This window comes from Pseudomonas sp. NPDC099000, assembly GCF_044759925.1.
Lineage (GTDB): Bacteria > Pseudomonadota > Gammaproteobacteria > Pseudomonadales > Pseudomonadaceae > Aquipseudomonas.
On sequence record NZ_JBIWAF010000036.1, the window covers coordinates 1 to 21,039 of the forward strand.

Here is a 21,039-nt window from a genome sequence, read left to right on the forward strand (position 1 = left end):
TTTTCGCATCATCATGCACACCTCAGATTTGGGCGCCATCATAGCGCCCTATTGATGTGTCCAAATTCATTAGGCCAGATCAGGCTTGCCCGCGATTGGCTGCGCAGCAGCCACCGGCCTCATGGCGTATATTCGGCAAATCCCCATTGCCTGCGCAGCCGACCATGAAGCAAACCCCCGACGACCTCCAGAAGATCACCGCCACTACCCTAGGCCATTACAACTCGGTGGCCGAAGGTTTTCGTGAAGGGACTCGCGATCACGATGTCAGCCAGAACATTGATGCGCTGCTGCGGCATATTCAGGGCGAGGCACCTTTCGACATTCTCGATTTTGGCTGCGGTCCGGGCCGCGATTTGAAAACCTTCACGCGCATGGGCCACACGGCTGTCGGGCTCGACGGTTCAGAGAAGTTTGCGCAAATGGCGCGTGAGGACAGTGGATGCGAGGTGTGGCAGCAGGACTTTCTGAAGCTGGATCTGCCGGATGAACGCTTCGACGGGATTTTTGCCAACGCGGTGTTGTTTCATATTCCGCGCCAGGAATTGCCTCGGGTGTTGAAGGAATTGCGCGGGGCGTTGAAGCTGGGGGGCGTGTTGTTCAGCTCCAATCCGCGGGGTGAGAATCAGGAAGGGTGGAATGGGCCGCGGTATGGGGCTTATCACGATCTTGAGGCGTGGCAGCAATTGCTGACGGAGGCGGGGTTTGTGGAGCTGGAACATTACTACCGACCGGCGGGGCTGCCGCGGGAGCAGCAGCCTTGGTTGGCGAGTGTTTGGCGCCGCACCGACTGATCGTTCCCACGCTCTGCGTGGGAATGCCTCTCGGGACGCTCCGCGTCCCTGCGGCTATGACGCAGAGCGTCACTGGCTGCATTCCCACGCAGAGCGTGGGAACGATCATTAAGCGGCGTCTTTCTTGGGCTCGCGGATTTTGTACCAGGCAACGTAAAGCGCCGGTAAAAACAGCAAGGTCAGCAACGTCGCAATAATGATCCCGCCAATCATCGCGTACGCCATCGGCCCCCAGAACACTTCCCGGGCAATCGGGATCATCCCAAGACTGGCCGCCGCAGCGGTCAGCAGAATCGGTCGGCGCCGATGCTCCGTGGCCTGCGCCACGGCATCCCAAGGTGAAACACCCTCTTTCTCCAAGGCATCGATCTGGGTCACCAGAATCACCGAGTTGCGGATGATGATGCCGATCAGCGCCAGAATCCCCAGGATCGCCACAAAGCCCATCGGCGTGCCCGTCGGGATCAGCGCCAGCACCACGCCGATCAGCCCGAGTGGCGCGACACTCGCCACCAGGAACAGCTTCTGCACGCTGTGCAGCTGGATCATGAGGAAGGTCGCCATCAGGAACAGCATCAACGGCACGACCTTGGCAATCGGCCCCTGGGCCTTGCCGCTTTCCTCCACCGTGCCGCCCGTGGCGACCGAGTAACCCACCGGCAAACTGGCGGAGAATTTATCAATGTCAGGCTTGAGCTGTTTCACCAGGTCGGTCGGCTGAATCTCGTCGCGCACCGCCGCCTTGATGGTGATGGTCGGCTTGCGATCGCGGCGCCAGACCAGCGGTTGCTCAAGTTCATAACGCACCGTGGCAAAGGCCAGCAGCGGAATCGACGTGCCGCCCGGGGTGACGATCTGCAAGTTCTGCAGGGTTTCCGGCGTGCCGCGTTCCGCGTCCACCGCGCGGCCCACGACGTTGATCAGGTAGATATCGTCATCGACCTGAGTCACCGGCGAACCGACCACGATGCTGTTCATCAGGTTGGCCACGTCTTCCGACGACAGCCCTAGTTGCCGCGCCTTGTCCTGAGCGATGTCGATGCGCAGGACTTTGCCCGGTTCGTTCCAGTCGTAAATGATCTCGCCGATGTGCGAGTTCTTGTCCAGTTCGGTGGCCAGGGCGATGGCGTGCTTGCGCACCTGATCGATGTCCTTGCCGCTGACCCGGTACTGAATCGGGCGACCCACCGGCGGGCCCATTTCCAGCGCCTGGACGTAGCTGCCGATGCCGACGAAATCTTTGCGCAGCCGCTCGCGCAAGCGCTGGCTCAGGGCGTTGCGCGATTCCAGGCCTTTGCTGACGATCACCAATTGCGCGTAGTACGGGTTCTGCAATTGCTGGTCGAGGGGCAGGTAGAAACGGATCGCACCCTCGCCGATGTAAGTGCTCCAGCGCACGATGTCCGGGTCATCCTTGAGCGTCGCTTCGAGCTTGTCCACCGCCTTGCGGGTTTCGGCCATCGAGGCGTTTTGCGGCAGGTTGAGGTCGACGAGGATTTCCGGGCGGTCCGAAGACGGGAAGAACTGGTTTTGCACGAACTGCATGGAAAACACCGAGGCCACGAACAGCGCAATGGTGATACCGATCGCCCACCAGCGATTACGCATGGCCCAAAACATCCCGTAATTGAACGCACGGCCGATGCGGCCCGGCTCGGCGTCATGGGGTTTCACATTGGTGCTGAGGATGTGCACGCCGATAACCGGGGCGAACAACACCGCAACAATCCACGACACCAGCATGGCCACGGCAATCACCGCAAACAGGGTAAAGGTGTACTCACCGGCCGAGCTGGCGTTGAGGCCAATCGGCACGAACCCGGCGACGGTCACCAGTGTGCCGGTGAGCATGGGAAACGCCGTGGAGGTGTAGGCGAACGTCGCCGCCTGCTCCTTGGTCTCGCCCATTTCCAGGCGCGTGACCATCATCTCGACCGTGATCATTGCGTCGTCCACCAGCAGGCCGAGGGCGATGATCAGTGCGCCGAGGGAAATCCGCTGCATGGTGATGCCGCTGTATTCCATGAAGATGAACACCATCGCCAGCACCAGCGGGATCGAGCACGCCACTACCAGCCCGGCGCGCACACCAAGGCTGACGAAGCTGACGATCAACACGATCACCACCGCTTCGAACAAGGCACTGGTGAAGCCGCCGACGGCTTTTTCCACCACTTCGGCCTGGTCGGAAACCGTGTGCACACCGACGCCCACCGGCAAGTCCGCGGTCAGGTCGGTCATGCGCTGGTGCAACGCCTTGCCGAACTCCTGGATGTTGCCGCCCTTCTTCATGGCAATGGCGAGGCCGATGGCCGGGTGGCCGTTGAAGCGGAATTCCGGGGTCGCCGGGTCAACGTAGCCACGGCTGATCTCGGCGATGTCGGCCAGGCGGTAGAAGCGGTCATTGAGCCGCAGGTTGACGTTGGCCAGGTCTTTCTCGGAAGCGAACTGCCCCGAGGTGCGCACCGAGATGCGCTCCGGACCGGCCTCGATCACACCGGCCGGGGTCACCGCGTTCTGGGTTTGCAGGCTTTGCACCACCTGGCGCTGATCGATGCCCAGTGCCGCCAGTTTGCGGGTGGAGAAATTCAGGTACAGGACTTCATCCTGCTCCCCCACCATCTCGACCTTGCCCAGCCCTGGCACTTCACGAATTTCCGCGCGGACCTGTTCCACGTAATCGCGCAACTGGCGCATCGACAAGCCGTCGGCGGTAAAGGCGTAGACCGAACCGAACACATCACCGAATTCGTCGTTGAACCCCGGGCCTTGCAGGCCTTGGGGGAAGTCGCCGCGAATGTCGTTGATCTTCTTGCGCACCTGGTACCAGATTTGCGGGATGTCCTTGGCACTGGTGGTGTCGCGCAGGTTGACGAACACCGTCGATTCGCCGGGCCGGGTGTAGCTTTTCACGTAGTCGAGGGAGTCGAGCTCTTCGAGTTTTTTCTCGATGCGGTCAGTGACCTGCTTGAGGGTTTCTTCCTGGGTCGCGCCCGGCCAGCGAGTCTGGATGACCATGGTTTTGATGGTGAACGATGGGTCTTCCTCGCGGCCCAGATTCATGTACGAGAACACGCCCATCAGCAGCGCGACGAACATCAAATACCAGACAAACGACTGATGCTTGAGGGCCCATTCGGATAAGTTGAAACTCCCTTTCATTGTGGGCTGTCCTCATCGATTTTCACTTTTTGCCCGGGTTTCAGGCTGTTCACACCCGCGCTGACCACTCGCTCACCGGACTTCACGCCACTGGCCAGGATCATCGTCGAATCCGTGCGGCTGACCAGGCTCACATCTCGTGGGGAAACGGTTTTGGTCTGCGTGTCGATGACCCAGATGCGCGATTTGCCATCCACTTCCTGCAGCGCGCTAAGCGGCAATTCGATACGCGGTTTGATCGCAGAGCTGAGGGTGACGCTGATCGCGGTGCCCAGGCGAAAACCGGGAGGCGTGTCTGTCAGGGTCAAACGGGCTCGTCGGGTACGCGTCGCACTCTGCGCCTGGGGTTCGATTTCACGAACGATCGCGGTGGTGGTGATGCTCGGGTCCAGTTGCGCCGCAACCTGGAACACGACGTCGGCCGGCAGCTGGTCGACCAGGGTGTCCGGCAGGTCGATCACAGCTTCCTTGATGTCCGGCTGCGCCAGGGTCACCACTTGCTGGCCAGCGGTGACGACTTGCCCGGCTTCGGCATTCCACGCAGTGACGATGGCTTTGTGGTCGGAGCGCAGTTCGACGTAGTTGAGCTGATCCTTGGCCTGATCGACCGCGGCTTTCGCTTGATCGAGGGAGGCCTGGGTGGTTTTGAGATCGGTCTGGGCGATGTCGAGTTGCGCCTGGGCGCCGACGCCGCGATCGAACAATTCCTGCTGTCGCCGGGCGTTGGCCTGGGCGTTGATGTATTGCGCCTGGACGTTGGCCAGATCGCCTTGGGCGGAACGTAACTGGTTCTGCTGATCGGTGGGGTCCAGGGTGGCGAGCAGCGCGCCCTTTTCCACTTCAGCACCGACATCGACGTTACGGCTGGCGATGCGCCCCGGCACGCGGAACCCGACATTGCTTTCAAAACGGGCCTGGATGCTGCCGGCGAAGCGGCCGAGATTTTCCTCGTCCAACGCCTCGACCTTGACCGATAGCACCGGGCGTACCGGCTCCGGCGGCGGTTCTTCCTTCGAGCAGGCCGCCAGCAGCATCGCAGTGCAAACCAGTAACAGGCGCTTCATGGCTGGGCTTCCACGGCTAAATCCTTGTAGGTGTTTTCGGCGATTTCGACTTTCACGCCGGGGTGCAGCAACTGACCGCCGGCGATGACGACTTTTTCGCCGCCCTGCAGGCCGGCGCTGATGATCACTTTGCCGGTCAGGTAACGACCGACCGTAACGGTGTGCAGCTGCGCCTTGCCCTCGCCATCCACCAGCCATACCGCCGGATCGCTGAGGTTTTTGGTCAGCGCCGACCACGGCAATTCCACGGCGGATTTGCCCGGCGTCTTGGCCGTGGCGCTGACCACCGAGCCCAATTGCATGCCTTCGGGCAAACCATTGAGGGTGACTTTGACTTGCACGGTGCCGGTCTGCGCGGACACCGCCGGGGTGATTTCCCGCACGGTGCCGGTGGTTTTGATCGCCGGGTTGTCGAGGAGGCTGACCACGATGGTTTTATCTTCCGGCGCCTCGGCCAGCAGCGATTCGTAGACATTGAACACTGCGTCACGTTCACCATCGCGCGCCAGGCTGAAAATCGGCACCGTCGCCTGCACCACCTGACCGACCTCGGCCTGACGCGCCGTAATCACGCCTGGCGCATCGGCAATCAGCGCGGTGTAGCTGAGTTGTTCGCGAGCGTTGGCGAATTGCGCCTGGGCAGCGGTCAACGCGCTCTGACTGCTGCGCAAGGCGGCTTGGGCGGAATCGTATTCGCTTTGGCTGGTGTAGCCCTTGGGCAGGAGTTTTTGCTGGCGGACGAACGCGGCGGCGGTCTGTTTGACCCGGGCCTGCTCGGCGGTGACTTGGGCCTGAGCCGAATCGACGTTGGTCTGCAGGTCTTTGGGATCGAGTCTGGCCAGCACTTGTCTGGCCGACACCCGGTCACCGACATCGACCATGCGCTGAATGATCTTGCCGCCCACGCGGAACGACAATTCGGTCTGGACCCGAGCCTGAACATCGCCGGTGAGCGTCACCGACGCGGCGTAATCCTTGGGTTTGACCTCCTGGACGAAGACCCGTGGACGGTCCTTCTCGACCTGGGGTTTATCGCCGCAGGCGCTCAGCAGGACAAGGAGGCTCAGGCCAACCACTGTTTTCAATCCGGGACCAGCCATGCAGACTCCTTTGCGTTGTACGGACGTGCCAATGGCGATACGACTGTGAGCTTAGAGCAGGGTTCCACGTCTGCACTTGCGATCTTTATACTCCCTCTCGATCGTTCCCACGCTCTGCGTGGTAACGCCGCCATGGACGCTCCGCGTCCCCTGTGACGCAGAGCGTCACGGGATGCATTCCCACGCAGAGCGTGGGAACGATCAGAGACAGGAAGCTCTTATGCTCAAAACCCTCGCGGTGGCCAATTACCGCTCGATCAACAAGTTGGTGATTCCGCTCGGTCGGCTGAACCTGATCACCGGCCCCAACGGCAGCGGCAAGTCCAACCTGTACCGCGCGTTGCGCCTGCTGGCGGAAACCGCTCAGGGCGGCGTCGTCAATGCCTTGGCCCGCGAGGGCGGGCTGCATTCGACGTTCTGGGCCGGGCCGGAAACCATCACCCGGCGCATGCGTAACGGTGAAGTCCCGATCACGGCGACCCTGCGCCACGGCGCCAAACGCCTGCGCCTGGGGTTTGCCGGTGAGGATTTCAGCTATTCGATCGCCCTGGGGTTGCCGGAGCCGAGCGAATCCGAGTTTTCCCTCGACCCGGAAATCAAGAAGGAATGCATCTGGAACGGCCCGTTTTATCGCCCGGCCAGTCTGCTGGTGGATCGCGACGGCCCGATGATCCGCAACCGGGCCGGCCGTGGCTGGGACGTGCTGGCTCACCACACGCCGAATTTCGACAGCCTGTTCGATCAGGTCGGCAGCTTCCGTACCTCGCCGGAAGTCATGCAACTGCGTGAATTCATCCGCCGCTGGCGCTTCTATGATCACTTTCGCAGCGATGCCGATGCGCCGGTGCGCCAACCACAACTGGGCACCCGCACGCCGGTGTTGCACCACGACGGTCGCGACCTCGCTGCCGCGTTGCAGACGATTCGTGAAATCGGCGACCCCGAAGCGTTGCAGTCCGCGATCAGCGACGCATTCCCCGGCGCCCGATTGAATATCGCGCCGTTGCAGGGCGGGCGGTTTGCGATTGAATTTTTCCAGGAAGGGTTGCTGCGGCCGTTGTCCGCGGCCGAGTTGTCGGACGGGACCTTGCGCTATTTGCTGCTGGTGGCGGCATTGCTGACGCCCCGGCCGCCGACGCTGATGGTGCTGAACGAGCCGGAAACCAGTTTGCACCCGGACCTGTTGCCGGCGTTGGCCCGGTTGATTATCCGGGCGTCGGAGCAGTGTCAGGTGTGGGTGGTGTCCCATGCGCGGCGGTTGATTTCCGCGTTGCAGGAGGACTTGGAGTGCAATTGCATTGTGCTGGAGAAGACATTGGGTCAGACGGGGATTGTCGGGCAGCGGTTGCTGGATGAGCCGGCGTGGCATTGGCCGGATTAGTCGGCGCCTGACAAACCGCTATCGCGGGCAAGCCCGCTCCCACAGGATTTGGGTCTGGTCACAGAATTTGTGTCCACTGAAGATCACTGTGGGAGCGGGCTTGCCCGCGATGAGGACCGAAAGATCGCTGAAAAGGTTAGAGACTCACCCCTGCCACTTCCCACCCTCGACAATCACGCTCTCAGGCTTGGTGTCATCGCTCAGCTCTTTACGCACATATTGGTCGTATAGCTTGAGCAAATACTTCTCCTCCCCCAGCTTCGCCAACTCAGCATTCACCCAGTCACGCAGCTCGATATTGCCCTTCTTCACCGCCGGCGCAATCGGTGCTTCGGCACCCAACGTCTGGCTCAGCACTCGGTAGCCAGGGTTCTGCTTGGCCCAGCTGAACAGCACCAGATTGTCCTGCGCATACGCATCGCCGCGCCCATTGGCCAGCGCTTGCAGAGACTCGGAGTTTTTCTCGAATTTCAGCAGTTTCCAGTCCGGGTGGTTCTTGGTCAGCCAGATATCGGCCGTGGTGCCGGTGGTGACGATGGTGGTGCGAGTCGCCAGGTCATCGAGGTTCTTCACCGAACTCGACTGAGGCACCAACGCCTGCACTGCAACCTTGAGGTTCGGATTGGTGAATTCCACCGCTTCCTTGCGCTCCGGGGTGACGGTCATGTTGGCCAGGATCAGGTCGACTTTGTCGCTTTGCAGGAACGGAATCCGGCTGGCAGGTTCCACCGCGACGAACTCGACTTTGTTCTCGTCGCCCAACAGGTCCTTGGCGAATTGACGGCCGATGTCGGTATCGAAACCCACATAACGCCCGGCTTCATTGACGAAACCAAACGGCGGTTTGTCGGTGAAGACGCCGACGATCAGCTTGTCCCGTGCCTTGATTTTTTCCAGATAGCTGGCGGTGGCCGCAGGCTTGGCGGGTTCTTCGGTTTTGTTGCAACCGGCCAGCAAGGCCAGGCCGAGCAGCGGGAGTAGCAGCAGTGAGGTCTTGGCAGTTTTCATAGCGGTTCCAGTTCCTTTGTTTGAGTCGTTTTGGGTAAAGCGGCGACATAGGAGAACTTCTCCAGGAACTGCTGCGCTCGTGCGGTTTGCGGGTTCGTAAAGAAAATCTCGGGAGGGTTTTGCTCAAGGATTCGCCCGGCATCCATGAACACAATGCGGTCAGCCACGGCACGGGCAAAGGCCATTTCGTGGGTGACGATCAACAAGGTCATGCCCTCGCGGGCCAGGCCCTGAATGACTTCCAGCACTTCCTTGACCATTTCCGGATCGAGGGCGGCGGTGACTTCGTCGAAGAGCATGACCTTGGGGTTCATGCACAGTGAACGGACGATGGCGATGCGTTGCTGCTGACCGCCGGAGAGCTGTCGCGGGAAGGCGTCGCGCTTGTCCAGCAGGCCTACGCGCGTTAGCAAGGCTTCGGCCTGATCGCGGGCTTCGCGGCGGTCGCGTTTCTGTACTTTGACCGGGCCGAGTAGCAGGTTATCGAGCACGCTCATGTGCGGGAACAGGTGATAACTCTGGAACACCATGCCGATCTGCTGCCGCACTTGGCGCCAGTCGGTGCCCTTGTCCAGTAACTCGCGACCGGCGAAATTCAGGCTGCCGCTGTGCGCGACTTCCAGGCCGTTGAGGCAGCGCAGCAAGGTGCTTTTACCGCAGCCGCTCGGGCCGAGGATGACGATCACTTCGCCCGATTTAACCTGCAGATCGATACCGTCCAGCACCTGTTGCTCGCCGAAAAACTTGTTGAAACCCTTGAACTCGATCAATGCGCTCATGCTTGCGTCCAGCGCCGCTCCAGCACGCGCGAGGCGGCCGACAGCGGGTAGCAGATGAAAAAGAAAAACAGGAACAGCGCGCCGTAGATCAGCACGGATTCGTAGGTGCGTTCGATGATTTGCTGGCCGACCTTGATCACGTCCACCACACCGATCAGCACCGCGAGGGAGCTGGTCTTGATGATGCGCGTGTAGACGTTGATGGTCGGCGGCGTCATGCGTTTCAGTGCCTGGGGCAGCAGGACGTAGCCGTAGAGTTGCGGGCCGTCCAGGCCAATCGACAACCCCGCTTCACGCTGCCCGCGCGGCAACGAATGCAACGCGCCACGCACCACTTCGCCGACTTCGCTGGCGCCCCACAGCGACAGCACCAGCACCGCGCACCAGAAGCTGGGAATGCTCAGGCCGAAAAAAATCGGCAGGCCAAAAAACAGCAGGTACAGCCACACCAGCACCGGGATCGCCCGGAACAGTTCGAGGTAGACCCGCAGGATCGCGTTCAGCCATTTCACGTTCAGCGTGCGTAACACGCCGTAGAGCACGCCGCCGACGGTGCTGATGGCGATGCTCAGGAAAGAAATCGACAGAGTTTGCGCCGCGCCCTTGCCCAGTTGTGGCAAGGACACCCAGAGCAACTCAAGACCCGAACTGGCCATGCTGGAGCCTCCTTTCCAGGCGGCTGAGCAGCAGCGACAGCGGCAAAAACAGCAGCACGCAAATCAGCGTCAGCACGGCGAGCATTTCGTAGGTTTTGTAGTAAAGCGCGATGTAGCTCTTGGTGGTGTAGAGAATCTCCGGCACCGCCACCGCTGAGACCACAGTGGTTTCCTTGAGCAGGAAGATGAAATTGGCGAACAGCGACGGCAGGCTGAGAATCCCGGCTTGCGGCAGGATCACGTAGCGCAGCAATTGCCCGTGGGACAAGCCGATGGAGCGGCCGGATTCGAGTTGGGCCTGTGGCACGGCGTCTACGCCGGCGCGCAGTACTTCGGTGAGGTAAGCGCCGCCGAGAAAGGTCATGGTGATGATCGCCGCGGCGAACCCCGAGACCTTGATGCCCAATGCCGGCAAGGCGAAGTAAACGAAGAACAGCTGGATCAGCAGCGGCGTGTTACGCGCCAACTCAACGTAGAGCCCCACCAGCCGCTGCAGGTAGGGCGTGCGAAACACCAGAATCGTTGCGTTTATCAAGGCCACCAGCAGCGAGGTGCCGATGGCGATAAAGCCGACCTGCAGCGTCACGCCCACGGCTTTGAGAAACGCCGGCAGGGTGCTGAGGATAAAAGCGTAATCGAAGTTCATTGAACATCCTGGACGTCGCGAGATAAGCGACGGTGGTGCAGTCCATGGGCAGTGGATAACTGCTCGGCAGGCACCGACTTTAAAGGTATAAAAAGAAGAATTTAAATACCGTTAAAGCATATTGATATCACGCAAAAAACTATCCTGCGGATTTGCCGTGGCGAAGGAAGACGACTATTTTCCTTGCAGCTGTAGGAGGGATCTTTTTTTCAAAAAGACCCTCCAAGGACGCACAGCTTTTGGCCAGACTCCCTGGCCGAACACTCACAAGGAAGAGAAAAATGGCTGACATGAAAGTGCCACAGCGGTTGGATCCGCAAGAAATCGTGAAATTGCTGGTGGCGTTGCGCAGGGCGCTGGAGGCCAGGGTGGCCTGAGAGATGTGGATCGTTCCCACGCTCTGCGTGGGAATGCAGCCCGTGACGCTCCGCGTCACTGGACGCGGAGCGTCCCTTGAGGCATTCCCACGCGGAGCGTGGGAACGATCACGCCGACGCTATTGCTAGCCGTCGGCGTTCGAAACCTTGAAGGGGTTTACCTCGCGAATCAGAACGCCGGCAGTACTGCGCCGCTGTACTTCTTCTCGATGAATGCTTTCACTTCCGGGCTGGTCAAGGCTTTGGCCAGTTTCTGGATGGCAACGCTGTCCTTGTTGTCCGGACGAGCCACCAGGAAGTTCACGTAAGGCGAATCGGCACCTTCGATCACCAGCGCGTCTTTAGCAGGGTTCAGACCTGCTTCCAGCGCGTAGTTGGTGTTGATCATGTCCAGGTCGACCTGATCCAGCACACGCGGCAGCATGGCCGATTCCAGTTCCTTGAACTTGAAGTTGTGCGGGTTCTTGGCGATGTCTTTCGGCGTAGCCAAAGCGTTTTTCGGGTCTTTCAGCTCGATCAGGCCAGCCTTCTGCAGCAGGATCAGGGCACGGCCGCTGTTGCTGCCTTCGTTCGGGATGGCGATGGTCGCGCCGTCTTTCAGCTCAGCCAGGGATTTGACTTTCTTCGAGTAGCCGCCGAACGGTTCGACGTGTACGCCGATCACGGTCACAAGGTTAGTGCCTTTGCCTTCGTTGAAGCTTTTCAGGTACGGCAGGGTCTGGAAGTAGTTGGCGTCCAGACGCTTCTGATCGACCTGTACGTTCGGCTGAACGTAGTCGGTGAACACTTTGATTTCCAGGTCCACGCCTTCTTTGGCGAGGGTTGGCTTGATCAGTTCAAGAATCTCGGCGTGTGGAATCGGGGTCGCCGCAACCACCAGTTTCTCGCCAGCCTGGGCCAGGCCCGCGGTCAGGGCAGCCGCCAGTGCGGTGAACAACAGAACCTTTTTCATGCAGTGTCCTTATCGAAAATCACGGTCGTCATCGACGACGGCTATTAGTACGTGTGCCAGTGAAGTGCTATCGCTGGCGTGAAGCGGACAATACCGGGATTTTTTATTCCCGAACAATATCTTTTATTCACTTTCATATTCCATTTTATTCATACAGCTCTAGCCTGCACATTACCCGTAGGAGCGAGCGGTGCGGCGATCCGACTTGCCCGCGAAGGCGTCATCCCTGACACACCGCGTCGTCTGCTTCGCGAGCAAGCTTCGCTCCTACAAAAGCCCGGTCTGCTTGAGCAGTTGTTGCAAGGCTTCTTTTTCAGCGGCGGAACCACTTCCGACAATCTGCTTGAGGTGCTGCTCAATTTGCACCAACGACACAGGCACTTCAGGCAGATTCAAATGCTCCGGCAAAATCTCGTCACCGGTGCTGACCAACAGCGCAAAGTGAATGACGTTCTCCAGCTCCCGGGTGTTGCCCGGCCAACTGTGCCGCTCCAGTACAAGTTGTGCAGCCTCACTGATCAGCGGCACCGGCAAGTCGAGACGCTGGCTGTAGATGCCGAGGAAATATTCGGACAACGAAAGGATATCGCCGACCCGCTCACGCAATGCCGGCAGTTCGAGCTGGCCTTCGCTGAGGTAGTGATAAAGCCGCTCATGGAATTTCCCGGCCGACACCGCCTGAGCCAGATCGATACTAGTGGCCGCCACCAGGCGCACGTCCACCGGGCTCGGTTGCTGAGCGCCCACGCGGGTGACTTCGTGGTTTTCCAGGGCGGCGAGCAATTTGATCTGGATCGGCAGCGGCAAGTCGCCGATCTCATCCAGATAGAGCGTGCCGCCGTTGGCCGAACCGAACCACCCCGCGCGGCTGCTGGCCGAACCGCTGTAACTGCCCGCGGCATAGCCGAACAGTTCGGCGTCGGCATAGGTCGGGCTGATGGCGCCGCAATTGACCGAGACGAACAAGCCGCCGCGATCACTCGCACGATGGATGTGCCGCGCGAGCAATTCCTTGCCGCTACCGGTTTCACCACGGATCAGCACCGAGATCGAGCGTGGCGCCAGTTGTTCCAGCTCCTGGCGCAACTGCCGGGACCGTGGATCGACAAACACCAGCGCCTTGGCGCGAATGCTCAGGGGGCTTTTTTCTGCGTCGGGAAAGGTCAGCAGTGGCTGGCCGAAGGCTTCAAAACTCATGGCAGACTCCCGCCCAAAACCGCCGGGAGACGGGGGCGATTAAAAAAAGAAAAGGTTCAAGCACGTCGCAGGGCGTGGTGTTCCATTCGGTTCTGCAGGCGGTAGAGATAGGCAAAGCCCTGCTCCCAGCGCTGGTGACCGGACTTCACGTTGATGTGTCCGGCACCCGCCAGAATCCCCGCCTCGGCGCCCCAGTTGCGGGCCAGCTCAAGGGCTCGCGGCGCACTCACGGCGCTGTCGTTGTCGGAGCTGACGACCTGGCTCGGGAAGGGCAACAAGTGGCCAGGGATCGGTGCGAAGTTACGCAGCGCCGGCGAGCACGCCGGGCGCTCGACGTCCGCCGGTGCGACCAGCAAGGCACCGCGCACCTGACGCAAAAAATGCAGCGGTGCAGTGGCGGCCCAATGAGCGACCGTAATGCAACCCAGACTGTGCGCAATCAAGATCACCGGCGTGCTGTCGGCGGCAATCGCTTCGGCCAGCGCGGCAACCCAGTCTTCACGACGCGGCGTCAGCCAGTCGGCCTGCTCCACCCGCGCGCTATTCGGCAGACTGTTCTGCCAGTGGCTTTGCCAATGATCTTCCGGCGATCCTTGCCAGCCCGGCACAATCAGGTAGCGAATTGATTCGTTGCGCATGGGGGAACTCTCCTGCTGCGTGTCTGTTCCCGATCGAGTATAGGGAGGAGAGCTATATTCGTTAAGGAATAAGAAGCTATTTATTAAGACCTATAAGGAATATTAAGCCGTTTTGAATAGACAAAAAAAGGGACCGCACCCTGCCAAGGAGACGGCCCCGGAAACTCAAAATCTGCTAGCGCTAATCAACATCACTGGATGCGATGATTGACTGAAACGCTTATCCGATAAAGGAATATTTAATTACTTTAATAGATCCAAAATGCATATATAGATCAGCGATACAACAACTACCAAGCCATCCTGCTTGGGTCATAACGTACCGCCCCTTTGGGTCAGATTGATGACGGGCGCCTTTGCCGTTTTGAGTTTCCGAGAACATCGATCAAGCCTGAGCGGCACGCACCTCCTGCGCCTCTGCTGTTTCCTTTCGCACAAACCGGTTCGCCCGCCCAAACGTCCCGAAATCATTAAACCGCACGCCCATCTCGCGCATCACTTCATGCGCCACCGGCACGGTCATCTGGCGGATGTAAAACGGTTCCTTCACCACAAAGTGATGAATCCCGTGGCTGCTGCCGAAGTTGAAGCAGAACGCCTGCATCGGCCACATCCACCAAGGGTTCAGCACCTGGGTTTGCTGAATCACATTCCCCGGCTCCACATCACCGTAGTAGTGCATGTTCGAACTGACAAAGTGCAGGCAAAACGTGCGCAACACGTTCGGGCCGATGATCACCACCGCCGCGATATCGATCACCTGCATCACCGACAACGTGGTCGCCGACCATTCGATCGGCGTACCCAGCAGATAGGCAATGCCATTCGCCCCATGGAAACCGAGGAACACGTACCAGGCCCCCCAATGCACCAGCGCCAGCGGCGCATAGACCTTCAGTGCGCGTTTGATGATGCTGAATTTATGCGTCCAGGTCTTGGCTCGCAGCATGCGAATGAACGCCGACATCACGTTATCGCCGACCATCAACAACCGCGCGAATCCCCAAGGCTCGCCGTTGGTGATCGCGCGCTCTTCCATGTCGGCCTCCGTACCGGACACCTTGTGGTGATTGAGGTGCAGATGCCGGCGAATCCATGGATTGATCGTGCTCGGCCGCGCCAGCCACACCAGGCCCATCATCAGGTTGTGCGGCACGCGTTGCTTGCGAAAGTACATGCTATGAATCAGGTCGTGTTCCAGCTCGTGGGTCAACGAGGCGAAAAACGCGTTGAGCAACAGGCACGCCCACCAGGCCATGTGCCCGGTCATGTAGAGCGCCGCCGAACCGATCATTCCAGCCAGTGCAAAGGCCAGAATGCCCGCGCCCAAGGCGTCCTGATGGTTGAGAATCGGGTAGCGTTTGCGCAGTTCGACCCCTCTGGCCAGCACCACTTCGCGAATATGGGTTGATCGGTGGGCTGCATTCAGTCGCTGGGGACTTGCAGAAGTACCGTCCATGCTTCCATCCTCTGGTTATTGATGTTCGCATCCTGCCTTGTGAACCCTCACAACGTGGTAGCCGTGAACGCCAACCTGTTGACCGGAAGCGCCAATCAGCATGACTGAACCGACCTCCCTCGCCAGCTGGACCCGCGCCCTGCGCAAGCAACTCGATGCGCTGGGCCTCGACAGCACCGCCCTGTGCCAACAGGCGGGGCTAGACCCGCAATTGATGGACGACCCGAACGCCCGTTACCCGTTGTCGGGCACCACGCGCCTGTGGGAGATCGCGGTGCAGGTCAGCGGCGACCCGGCGATTGGCTTGCGGGTGTCGCGTTTTGTCAGCCCGACCACGTTTCACGCGCTCGGTTATGCGCTGGTGGCCAGTGGCAGTCTGCGTGAAGTGTTCGAGCGCATCGTGCGTTATCACCAAGTGGTCAGCGATGCGCTGGAACTGGAACTGACTCGCACCGAGGATCGCTACCGCTTCCGCCTGAAAATTCCCCAAGGCAATCCCGCACCGGCACTCGAAGCCATCGACGCGTTTGCCGCAATTTACGTGCGCACCTGCCGCAATCGCCTGGGCCGCGACTATGCCCCGCTGGCGGTGTACCTGCGCCGCCCGGAACCGGCCGACCCGCATCAATGGCACAAAGTCTTTCGTTCGCCGGTGTATTTCGCTGCCGACGAAGACCGTCTGGAATTTGCCCTCATGGACTTTGACAGTCACCTGGACGACGCCAACCCGGAACTGGCCGAACACAACGAAGCAGTACTCAAGCGCACCCTGGCGCAACTCAAGCCGCTGACCTGGGAACGCAAGGTCCGCGATGCCATTGAAGAACAATTGCCCGAAGGCGAACCCAGCGCCGAACACATCGCCAAGGCCCTGCACCTGAGCTTGCGCAGCCTGCAACGGCATCTGGCGGACGAAGGCTATCGATTCGACACGCTACTCAATGAAAGCCGCGAAAACCTCGCGCTGCTGCACCTGCGCGACCCGCAATGCTCGTTGAGCGAAATCAGTTATTTGCTGGGGTTCGCCGATACCAGCAGCTTCAGCCGCGCGTTCAAACGCTGGACCGGGATGACGCCGGGGCAGTTTCGGGATGGGTTGCGGTAAAGGATCCCGGAGGTGTGTTACCTGGTCTGGCCTCTTCGCGGGCAAGCCTCGCTCCTACAGGAAATTCGTCAATCGTGAGTACTACGCTGAACTGTAGGAGCGAGGCTCGCCCGCGAAAGGGATTGTTCAGACACCACGGAACCCACTACCGCCCCCGATCCCGCCGCAACAACTTGCGCACCCGTGCCACCAACTCATCCATGACAAATGGCTTGAGCAAATAATCATCTTCATGTAATTCCAACCCGCGCAGGCGATCCTCGATGCCATCCTTGGTAGTGAGCAACAAAACCGGCGTGTTGCCGAGCTTGCGGATCTGCTGCAGCAACTGCCAGCCATTGAGGCCCGGGAGCATCACGTCGAGGATGATCAGTTGGTATTCACCGGACTCGATAAAACGCCGGCCGTCCATGCCGTTAAGCGCCACGTCGACCGTATAACTCGCCTCGCTCAGGCCGTTGGCCAAGCGTTTGGCGATCGCCGGTTCGTCTTCTACTAACAGCACACGCATGGCACACCTCGATTGTCGTCATCACAGGCTAGGCGCGTTCGCGGACAAAGCCCATCAATAACGTTGTGTTTTAGAAAATCGCCAATGCCCGCAAGCCCTCGGCATTCAGGATTTCGATCTCGCCGTACTTCAAATTCAGAATGCCCTGCCCCTGCAAGTCCTTGAGAATCTGGTTGGTGGTCTGGCGCGACAGCGACAACATCGACGCCAATTGCTCCTGGGGCAGTTGCAGCACCCGGCGCGGCGGATCGTATTCGCCGTAGCCCTCGGCGATCATCAACAGGCGATGAGCCAAGCGTGCCGGGGCGGGCATCAGGCTCAGCTGTTCGAGGCTGATGAAGGTCAGGCGCAGTTTGTGGCTCATCAGCAATGCCAGTTGCCGCCAATACACCGGTTGCTCATCGAGTAACGCCAGCAGCGCGGCCTGCGGGATGTGCAACAGGACGCACTGGCCCACGCCGAAAGCATCGTGGGTGCGTGGCTGGCCGTCGAACAGGCAGATTTCGCCGAACCAATGGGGCGACTCCACGAGGCTCAGCAACGCTTCCTTGCCCTGCTCGCTGACCGCGCCGATGCGCATCGAGCCTTCGAGCACCGCATACAACCCGCACGGCGGATCACCGCGCTTGAACAACAGCTGCCCCGTCGACAACCGTCGCACCCGGGCCGCAGCCAGCAGACTATCCTGTAGTGGAACAGGTAAATGACTGAACCACTGCCCCGACTCCAGGCGCGAACGCCAGACCTGCATGTCCATTTAAACTCCTGGAGATTGTCGCCTGCCTGACAGAGCGAAAGGTGAACCCGAGGCATGATCAATCACCCTACAGGAGGAATAACAATGAAAAGCCTCGTTGACCATCTCAGTCAATATGCCGCTTACCACCGTGACCCGCGCAATATTGCCAGCCACTTTATCGGGATTCCGCTGATCGTGGTGGCCGTGGCGGTGTTGCTGTCGCGGCCGCAATGGGTTGGAGGCTGGGTGTCGCCGGCGGTGCTGGTGGCGCTGGCCTCGGCGTGGTTTTACCTGCGCCTGGAAGTACGCCTCGGGGTGTTGATGACGGTGCTGCTGGGGCTGTGCGTTTGGGCGGGTCAGGTTCTCGCGCAGCAAAGTACGCTGGTGTGGCTGGCGAGCGGGATCGGGATGTTTGTGGTGGGCTGGGCGATTCAGTTTGTCGGTCATCACTATGAAGGACGCAAACCGGCGTTTGTCGATGATGTGACGGGGTTGATTGTCGGACCGCTGTTTGTGGTGGTTGAACTGGCGTTTTTGCTGGGGTTGCGGCGGGATTTGAAAGAGCAGATCGAGGCGCGGGTGGGGGGTGTGCGAGTTAATCCGAAGCGCGCTGCTGCGTAGGACGCCATCGGGGGCAAGCCCGCTCCCACAGAATCGAGGTTGAACACAAAATCTGTCGCCAACCCGGAAACCTGTGGGAGCGGGCTTGCCCGCGATGCTTTTAGAGGCTGGCGAGTTTCTGCCAGACCTTCGGCTTGAAGAACAATGTCTCGCCCTTCGCCAGGCCGATCAGGCTGTCGTGATCCTTCACCACTTCAGCTTCGATCAACTCGTTCTGGCCTTCGACCTTCAACGTCACCCGAGTCGTCGCGCCCAACGGACGGATATCCCGCACTTCCGCCGCGTGATGGTCTTCCAGCTCATGCCGCGACAACGACACTTCGTGCGGGCGGAACAGCACGTGGTTGTCTTCACCCAGGTGCAGACGGTTCGAATCACCGAGGAAGTGATAAACGAAATCGCTGGCCGGGTTCTCGTAAACGTCGCCCGGTGAGCCGATCTGTTCGATCACGCCTTTGTTCATCACCACGATACGGTCGGCGACTTCCATGGCCTCTTCCTGGTCGTGTGTCACGAACACCGAGGTCAGGTTGATGTCTTCGTGCAGCCGCGCCAACCAGCGACGCAGCTCTTTACGGACCTTGGCGTCAAGCGCACCGAACGGTTCGTCAAGCAGCAGGACTTTCGGCTCCACCGCCAGCGCACGGGCCAACGCGATACGCTGACGCTGGCCGCCGGAGAGTTGTTCCGGGTAGCGATCCGACAACCAATCCAGTTGCACCATGTTCAGCAGTTCGTGGACTTTCACCGCGATCTGGCTTTCGCTCGGGCGCTGGTTTTTCGGTTTCATGCGCAGGCCGAACGCGACGTTGTCGAACACCGTCATGTGGCGGAACAGCGCGTAGTGCTGGAATACGAAGCCGACGTTGCGATCACGCACGTCATGGCCGGAGACGTCTTCACCGTGGAACACGATGTTGCCCTTATCGGGCGTTTCCAGACCGGCGATGATCCGCAGCAGCGTGGTTTTACCGCAACCCGACGGGCCGAGCAGCGCTACGAGTTCGCCGCTCTGGATGTCCAGGCTGATGTTGTCCAGCGCCTTGAACGCATTGAAATTCTTGCTGACGTTACGCACTTCGATCGACATGAATTATTCCTCCGCGGCGCTGGTGCGCAGGCGGTTAATACGGTTTTCGCTCCACTGCTTCAACAGCAGGATGAAGAGCGCCATGATCAGCAACAGGCTCGCCACGGCGAACGCGGCCACGTGGTTGTATTCGTTGTAGAGGATCTCGACGTGCAGCGGCAGGGTGTTGGTCACCCCGCGAATGTGCCCGGAAACCACCGACACCGCACCGAATTCCCCCATCGCCCGCGCGGTACACAGCACCACGCCGTAGATCAGGCCCCATTTGATATTGGGAACGGTGACGTGCCAGAACATCTGCCAGCCATTGGCCCCGAGCAAGCGCGCGGCCTCTTCTTCCTGCGTGCCCTGCTCCTGCATCAGCGGGATCAGCTCGCGGGCTACGAACGGCACGGTGACGAAGATCGTCGCCAGCACGATGCCCGGCAAGGCGAAGACGATCTGGATGTCGTGATCCTGCAACCACGGCCCGAACAGGCCCTGGGCGCCAAACATCAGCACGTAGACCAGACCGGCGATGACCGGCGACACCGAGAACGGCAGGTCGATCAGCGTGACCAACATACTTTTGCCACGGAACGAGTATTTGCTCACGCACCACGCGGCGCTGACACCGAACACCAGGTTCAGCGGCACTGAAATCAGCACCGCGATGACCGTGAGTTTCAGGGCCGACAGAGCGTCGGGTTCGAAGATCGCGGTGAAGAACGCACCGATTCCGAGCTTCAGGCCCTGAGACACCACGATCACCAGCGGCAGCAACAGGAACAGGGCGAACACCAGCCAGCCGAGGCCGATCAGGATTCGCCGCGATGAAGCACTGCCACGGCGAGCGGCGTTCGAGGAAGCAGCAGCAATAGACGATTGGGACATTTCTGCGCCTCCTTATGGGGTTTCGATGCGTCGTTGCAGCAAGTTGATCAGCAGCAACAGAACGAAGGAAACCACCAGCATCAGTACACCAATGGACGTAGCGCCGGTGTAATCGTACTGGTCGAGTTTGACCATGATCAGCAGCGGCAGAATCTCGGTTTTCATCGGCATGTTGCCGGCGATGAAAATCACCGAACCGTACTCGCCGACCCCGCGGGCAAAGGCCAAAGCAAATCCGGTCAACCAGGCTGGCAACAATGCCGGCACCAGAATATGGCGGAAAACCTGCAATGGTTTTGCACCCAGGCAAGCGGCCGCTTCTTCCACTTCACGAGGGATATCGGCCAATACTGGCTGTACGGTACGTACTACGAATGGAAGCGTCACAAAAGTGAGGGCAAGGGTGATGCCCAGAGGGGTATAGGCAATCTTGAAACCCAGGTCCGCTGCAAACTGACCCACCCAACCATTGGGCGCGTATAGCGCAGTCAGCGCGATACCGGCCACGGCAGTGGGCAATGCGAACGGCAGGTCGATCATCGCATCGATGACTTTGCGTCCAGGGAAGGTATAGCGCACCAGCACCCAGGCCAGCAGCGTGCCGATGATGCCGTTGATGATCGCGGCATAGAGCGCGGTGCCAAAGCTTAGCTTCAACGCCGCCAGCACCCGTGGCGCCGAGATAATCGCCCAGAACTGATCCCAGGTGAGTTGAGCGGCATGCACGAACATCGCCGCCAGTGGAATGAGCACAATCAGGCTGAGGTACACCAAGGTGTAGCCCAGCGTCAGCCCGAAGCCGGGTATGACGGGGGAGATACGACGCGACATAAAAGTCCTTGGTTGAGAACGCGCAAAGCCCCGAATGTAAATCCGGGGCTCGTTGA

20 protein-coding genes are annotated in these 21,039 nt (G+C 59.9%); 4 read left to right on the top strand and 16 right to left on the bottom strand.

What is annotated here, in order from left to right:
- Window positions 1-164: 164 nt before the first annotated feature.
- Complete coding sequence (locus tag ACIQV9_RS26170) at window positions 165-794, top strand: class I SAM-dependent methyltransferase (RefSeq protein ID WP_403107636.1); 630 nt, start codon at window positions 165-167, stop codon at window positions 792-794.
- Between the two features lie 108 nt (window positions 795-902).
- Here the strand turns inward: ACIQV9_RS26170 and ACIQV9_RS26175 are convergent, their stop codons facing one another.
- The 3 genes from ACIQV9_RS26175 to ACIQV9_RS26185 are packed head-to-tail and all read right to left on the bottom strand — an operon-like array spanning window position 903 to window position 6,120.
- Window positions 903-3,956 carry an efflux RND transporter permease subunit gene (locus tag ACIQV9_RS26175; protein ID WP_403107638.1) on the bottom strand — a complete coding sequence of 1,018 codons (3,054 nt, stop codon included), beginning with the start codon at window positions 3,954-3,956 and terminating at the stop codon, window positions 903-905.
- A complete protein-coding gene (locus ACIQV9_RS26180; RefSeq protein WP_403107639.1) occupies window positions 3,953-5,020 on the bottom strand; it encodes an efflux RND transporter periplasmic adaptor subunit in 1,068 nt (355 codons plus the stop codon). Before ACIQV9_RS26180 ends, ACIQV9_RS26175 begins: the two co-directional genes overlap by 4 nt.
- Window positions 5,017-6,120 (bottom strand): efflux RND transporter periplasmic adaptor subunit, encoded by a 1,104-nt coding sequence (locus tag ACIQV9_RS26185; RefSeq protein WP_403107641.1) that lies wholly within the window; start codon window positions 6,118-6,120, stop codon window positions 5,017-5,019. The genes ACIQV9_RS26180 and ACIQV9_RS26185 overlap by 4 nt, the downstream gene beginning before the upstream one ends.
- A gap of 220 nt (window positions 6,121-6,340) precedes the next feature.
- Here ACIQV9_RS26185 and ACIQV9_RS26190 point away from each other — a divergent pair, with 220 nt between their 5' ends.
- Window positions 6,341-7,501 carry an AAA family ATPase gene (locus ACIQV9_RS26190; protein WP_403107643.1) on the top strand — a complete coding sequence of 387 codons (1,161 nt, stop codon included), beginning with the start codon at window positions 6,341-6,343 and terminating at the stop codon, window positions 7,499-7,501.
- 144 nt (window positions 7,502-7,645) lie between these two features.
- Here ACIQV9_RS26190 and ACIQV9_RS26195 read toward each other — a convergent pair whose 3' ends face one another.
- From ACIQV9_RS26195 to ACIQV9_RS26230, 8 genes are all read right to left on the bottom strand, one after another.
- Window positions 7,646-8,509 (bottom strand): transporter substrate-binding domain-containing protein, encoded by an 864-nt coding sequence (locus tag ACIQV9_RS26195; protein WP_403107645.1) that lies wholly within the window; start codon window positions 8,507-8,509, stop codon window positions 7,646-7,648.
- Complete coding sequence (locus ACIQV9_RS26200) at window positions 8,506-9,288, bottom strand: amino acid ABC transporter ATP-binding protein (RefSeq protein ID WP_403107647.1); 783 nt, start codon at window positions 9,286-9,288, stop codon at window positions 8,506-8,508. The genes ACIQV9_RS26195 and ACIQV9_RS26200 overlap by 4 nt, the downstream gene beginning before the upstream one ends.
- Entirely contained in the window at window positions 9,285-9,944 is a 660-nt protein-coding gene (locus ACIQV9_RS26205; protein WP_403107649.1) for an amino acid ABC transporter permease, read from the bottom strand. The genes ACIQV9_RS26200 and ACIQV9_RS26205 overlap by 4 nt, the downstream gene beginning before the upstream one ends.
- Window positions 9,925-10,590, bottom strand: coding sequence for an amino acid ABC transporter permease (locus ACIQV9_RS26210; protein ID WP_008148239.1), 666 nt, complete (start codon window positions 10,588-10,590; stop codon window positions 9,925-9,927). Before ACIQV9_RS26210 ends, ACIQV9_RS26205 begins: the two co-directional genes overlap by 20 nt.
- Before the next feature lie 546 nt (window positions 10,591-11,136).
- Entirely contained in the window at window positions 11,137-11,919 is a 783-nt protein-coding gene (locus ACIQV9_RS26215; RefSeq protein WP_403107651.1) for a MetQ/NlpA family ABC transporter substrate-binding protein, read from the bottom strand.
- A 267-nt stretch (window positions 11,920-12,186) separates the two neighbouring features.
- The gene (locus ACIQV9_RS26220) at window positions 12,187-13,116 is read right to left on the bottom strand and encodes a sigma 54-interacting transcriptional regulator (RefSeq protein ID WP_403107653.1); all 930 of its coding nucleotides are present in this window, start codon (window positions 13,114-13,116) and stop codon (window positions 12,187-12,189) included.
- 56 nt (window positions 13,117-13,172) lie between these two features.
- The gene (locus ACIQV9_RS26225) at window positions 13,173-13,754 is read right to left on the bottom strand and encodes an alpha/beta hydrolase (RefSeq protein WP_403107655.1); all 582 of its coding nucleotides are present in this window, start codon (window positions 13,752-13,754) and stop codon (window positions 13,173-13,175) included.
- Between the two features lie 385 nt (window positions 13,755-14,139).
- Complete coding sequence (locus ACIQV9_RS26230) at window positions 14,140-15,213, bottom strand: fatty acid desaturase (RefSeq protein ID WP_403107657.1); 1,074 nt, start codon at window positions 15,211-15,213, stop codon at window positions 14,140-14,142.
- 100 nt (window positions 15,214-15,313) lie between these two features.
- Between ACIQV9_RS26230 and ACIQV9_RS26235 the strand changes: the two genes are divergently transcribed.
- On the top strand, window positions 15,314-16,318 hold the full coding sequence (locus ACIQV9_RS26235) for an AraC family transcriptional regulator (RefSeq protein ID WP_403107659.1): 1,005 nt from the start codon (window positions 15,314-15,316) through the stop codon (window positions 16,316-16,318).
- Between the two features lie 145 nt (window positions 16,319-16,463).
- Here the strand turns inward: ACIQV9_RS26235 and ACIQV9_RS26240 are convergent, their stop codons facing one another.
- Entirely contained in the window at window positions 16,464-16,829 is a 366-nt protein-coding gene (locus ACIQV9_RS26240; RefSeq protein ID WP_403107661.1) for a response regulator, read from the bottom strand.
- A 70-nt stretch (window positions 16,830-16,899) separates the two neighbouring features.
- Entirely contained in the window at window positions 16,900-17,586 is a 687-nt protein-coding gene (locus tag ACIQV9_RS26245; protein WP_403107663.1) for a Crp/Fnr family transcriptional regulator, read from the bottom strand.
- An 84-nt stretch (window positions 17,587-17,670) separates the two neighbouring features.
- On the opposite strand from ACIQV9_RS26245, the gene ACIQV9_RS26250 reads away from it, so the two are divergent.
- Window positions 17,671-18,189: a DUF962 domain-containing protein gene (locus ACIQV9_RS26250; protein ID WP_403107665.1), complete on the top strand. Its 519-nt coding sequence runs from the start codon at window positions 17,671-17,673 to the stop codon at window positions 18,187-18,189.
- A gap of 100 nt (window positions 18,190-18,289) precedes the next feature.
- Here the strand turns inward: ACIQV9_RS26250 and ACIQV9_RS26255 are convergent, their stop codons facing one another.
- The 3 genes from ACIQV9_RS26255 to cysT are packed head-to-tail and all read right to left on the bottom strand — an operon-like array spanning window position 18,290 to window position 20,983.
- Window positions 18,290-19,279 (bottom strand): sulfate/molybdate ABC transporter ATP-binding protein, encoded by a 990-nt coding sequence (locus ACIQV9_RS26255; RefSeq protein WP_403107667.1) that lies wholly within the window; start codon window positions 19,277-19,279, stop codon window positions 18,290-18,292.
- 3 nt (window positions 19,280-19,282) lie between these two features.
- Window positions 19,283-20,152, bottom strand: a complete 870-nt coding sequence (gene cysW, locus ACIQV9_RS26260; RefSeq protein ID WP_403107669.1) for a sulfate ABC transporter permease subunit CysW — start codon at window positions 20,150-20,152, stop codon at window positions 19,283-19,285.
- A gap of 12 nt (window positions 20,153-20,164) precedes the next feature.
- Window positions 20,165-20,983 (bottom strand): sulfate ABC transporter permease subunit CysT, encoded by an 819-nt coding sequence (gene cysT, locus ACIQV9_RS26265; RefSeq protein ID WP_007899634.1) that lies wholly within the window; start codon window positions 20,981-20,983, stop codon window positions 20,165-20,167.
- Window positions 20,984-21,039 lie beyond the last annotated feature (56 nt).

What these genes read in the sequence shown, in the direction of transcription:
- cysW (WP_403107669.1), bottom strand. Translation starts at nt 20,152, where the DNA reads ATGTCCCAATCGTCTATTGCTGCTGCTTCCTCGAACGCCGCTCGCCGT.
- ACIQV9_RS26190 (WP_403107643.1), top strand. Translation starts at nt 6,341, where the DNA reads ATGCTCAAAACCCTCGCGGTGGCCAATTACCGCTCGATCAACAAGTTG.
- ACIQV9_RS26240 (WP_403107661.1), bottom strand. Translation starts at nt 16,829, where the DNA reads ATGCGTGTGCTGTTAGTAGAAGACGAACCGGCGATCGCCAAACGCTTG.
- ACIQV9_RS26220 (WP_403107653.1), bottom strand. Translation starts at nt 13,116, where the DNA reads ATGAGTTTTGAAGCCTTCGGCCAGCCACTGCTGACCTTTCCCGACGCA.
- ACIQV9_RS26210 (WP_008148239.1), bottom strand. Translation starts at nt 10,590, where the DNA reads ATGAACTTCGATTACGCTTTTATCCTCAGCACCCTGCCGGCGTTTCTC.
- ACIQV9_RS26170 (WP_403107636.1), top strand. Translation starts at nt 165, where the DNA reads ATGAAGCAAACCCCCGACGACCTCCAGAAGATCACCGCCACTACCCTA.
- ACIQV9_RS26230 (WP_403107657.1), bottom strand. Translation starts at nt 15,213, where the DNA reads ATGGACGGTACTTCTGCAAGTCCCCAGCGACTGAATGCAGCCCACCGA.
- ACIQV9_RS26255 (WP_403107667.1), bottom strand. Translation starts at nt 19,279, where the DNA reads ATGTCGATCGAAGTGCGTAACGTCAGCAAGAATTTCAATGCGTTCAAG.
- cysT (WP_007899634.1), bottom strand. Translation starts at nt 20,983, where the DNA reads ATGTCGCGTCGTATCTCCCCCGTCATACCCGGCTTCGGGCTGACGCTG.
- ACIQV9_RS26245 (WP_403107663.1), bottom strand. Translation starts at nt 17,586, where the DNA reads ATGGACATGCAGGTCTGGCGTTCGCGCCTGGAGTCGGGGCAGTGGTTC.
- ACIQV9_RS26195 (WP_403107645.1), bottom strand. Translation starts at nt 8,509, where the DNA reads ATGAAAACTGCCAAGACCTCACTGCTGCTACTCCCGCTGCTCGGCCTG.
- ACIQV9_RS26215 (WP_403107651.1), bottom strand. Translation starts at nt 11,919, where the DNA reads ATGAAAAAGGTTCTGTTGTTCACCGCACTGGCGGCTGCCCTGACCGCG.
- ACIQV9_RS26225 (WP_403107655.1), bottom strand. Translation starts at nt 13,754, where the DNA reads ATGCGCAACGAATCAATTCGCTACCTGATTGTGCCGGGCTGGCAAGGA.
- ACIQV9_RS26175 (WP_403107638.1), bottom strand. Translation starts at nt 3,956, where the DNA reads ATGAAAGGGAGTTTCAACTTATCCGAATGGGCCCTCAAGCATCAGTCG.
- ACIQV9_RS26180 (WP_403107639.1), bottom strand. Translation starts at nt 5,020, where the DNA reads ATGAAGCGCCTGTTACTGGTTTGCACTGCGATGCTGCTGGCGGCCTGC.
- ACIQV9_RS26250 (WP_403107665.1), top strand. Translation starts at nt 17,671, where the DNA reads ATGAAAAGCCTCGTTGACCATCTCAGTCAATATGCCGCTTACCACCGT.
- ACIQV9_RS26200 (WP_403107647.1), bottom strand. Translation starts at nt 9,288, where the DNA reads ATGAGCGCATTGATCGAGTTCAAGGGTTTCAACAAGTTTTTCGGCGAG.
- ACIQV9_RS26185 (WP_403107641.1), bottom strand. Translation starts at nt 6,120, where the DNA reads ATGGCTGGTCCCGGATTGAAAACAGTGGTTGGCCTGAGCCTCCTTGTC.
- ACIQV9_RS26235 (WP_403107659.1), top strand. Translation starts at nt 15,314, where the DNA reads ATGACTGAACCGACCTCCCTCGCCAGCTGGACCCGCGCCCTGCGCAAG.
- ACIQV9_RS26205 (WP_403107649.1), bottom strand. Translation starts at nt 9,944, where the DNA reads ATGGCCAGTTCGGGTCTTGAGTTGCTCTGGGTGTCCTTGCCACAACTG.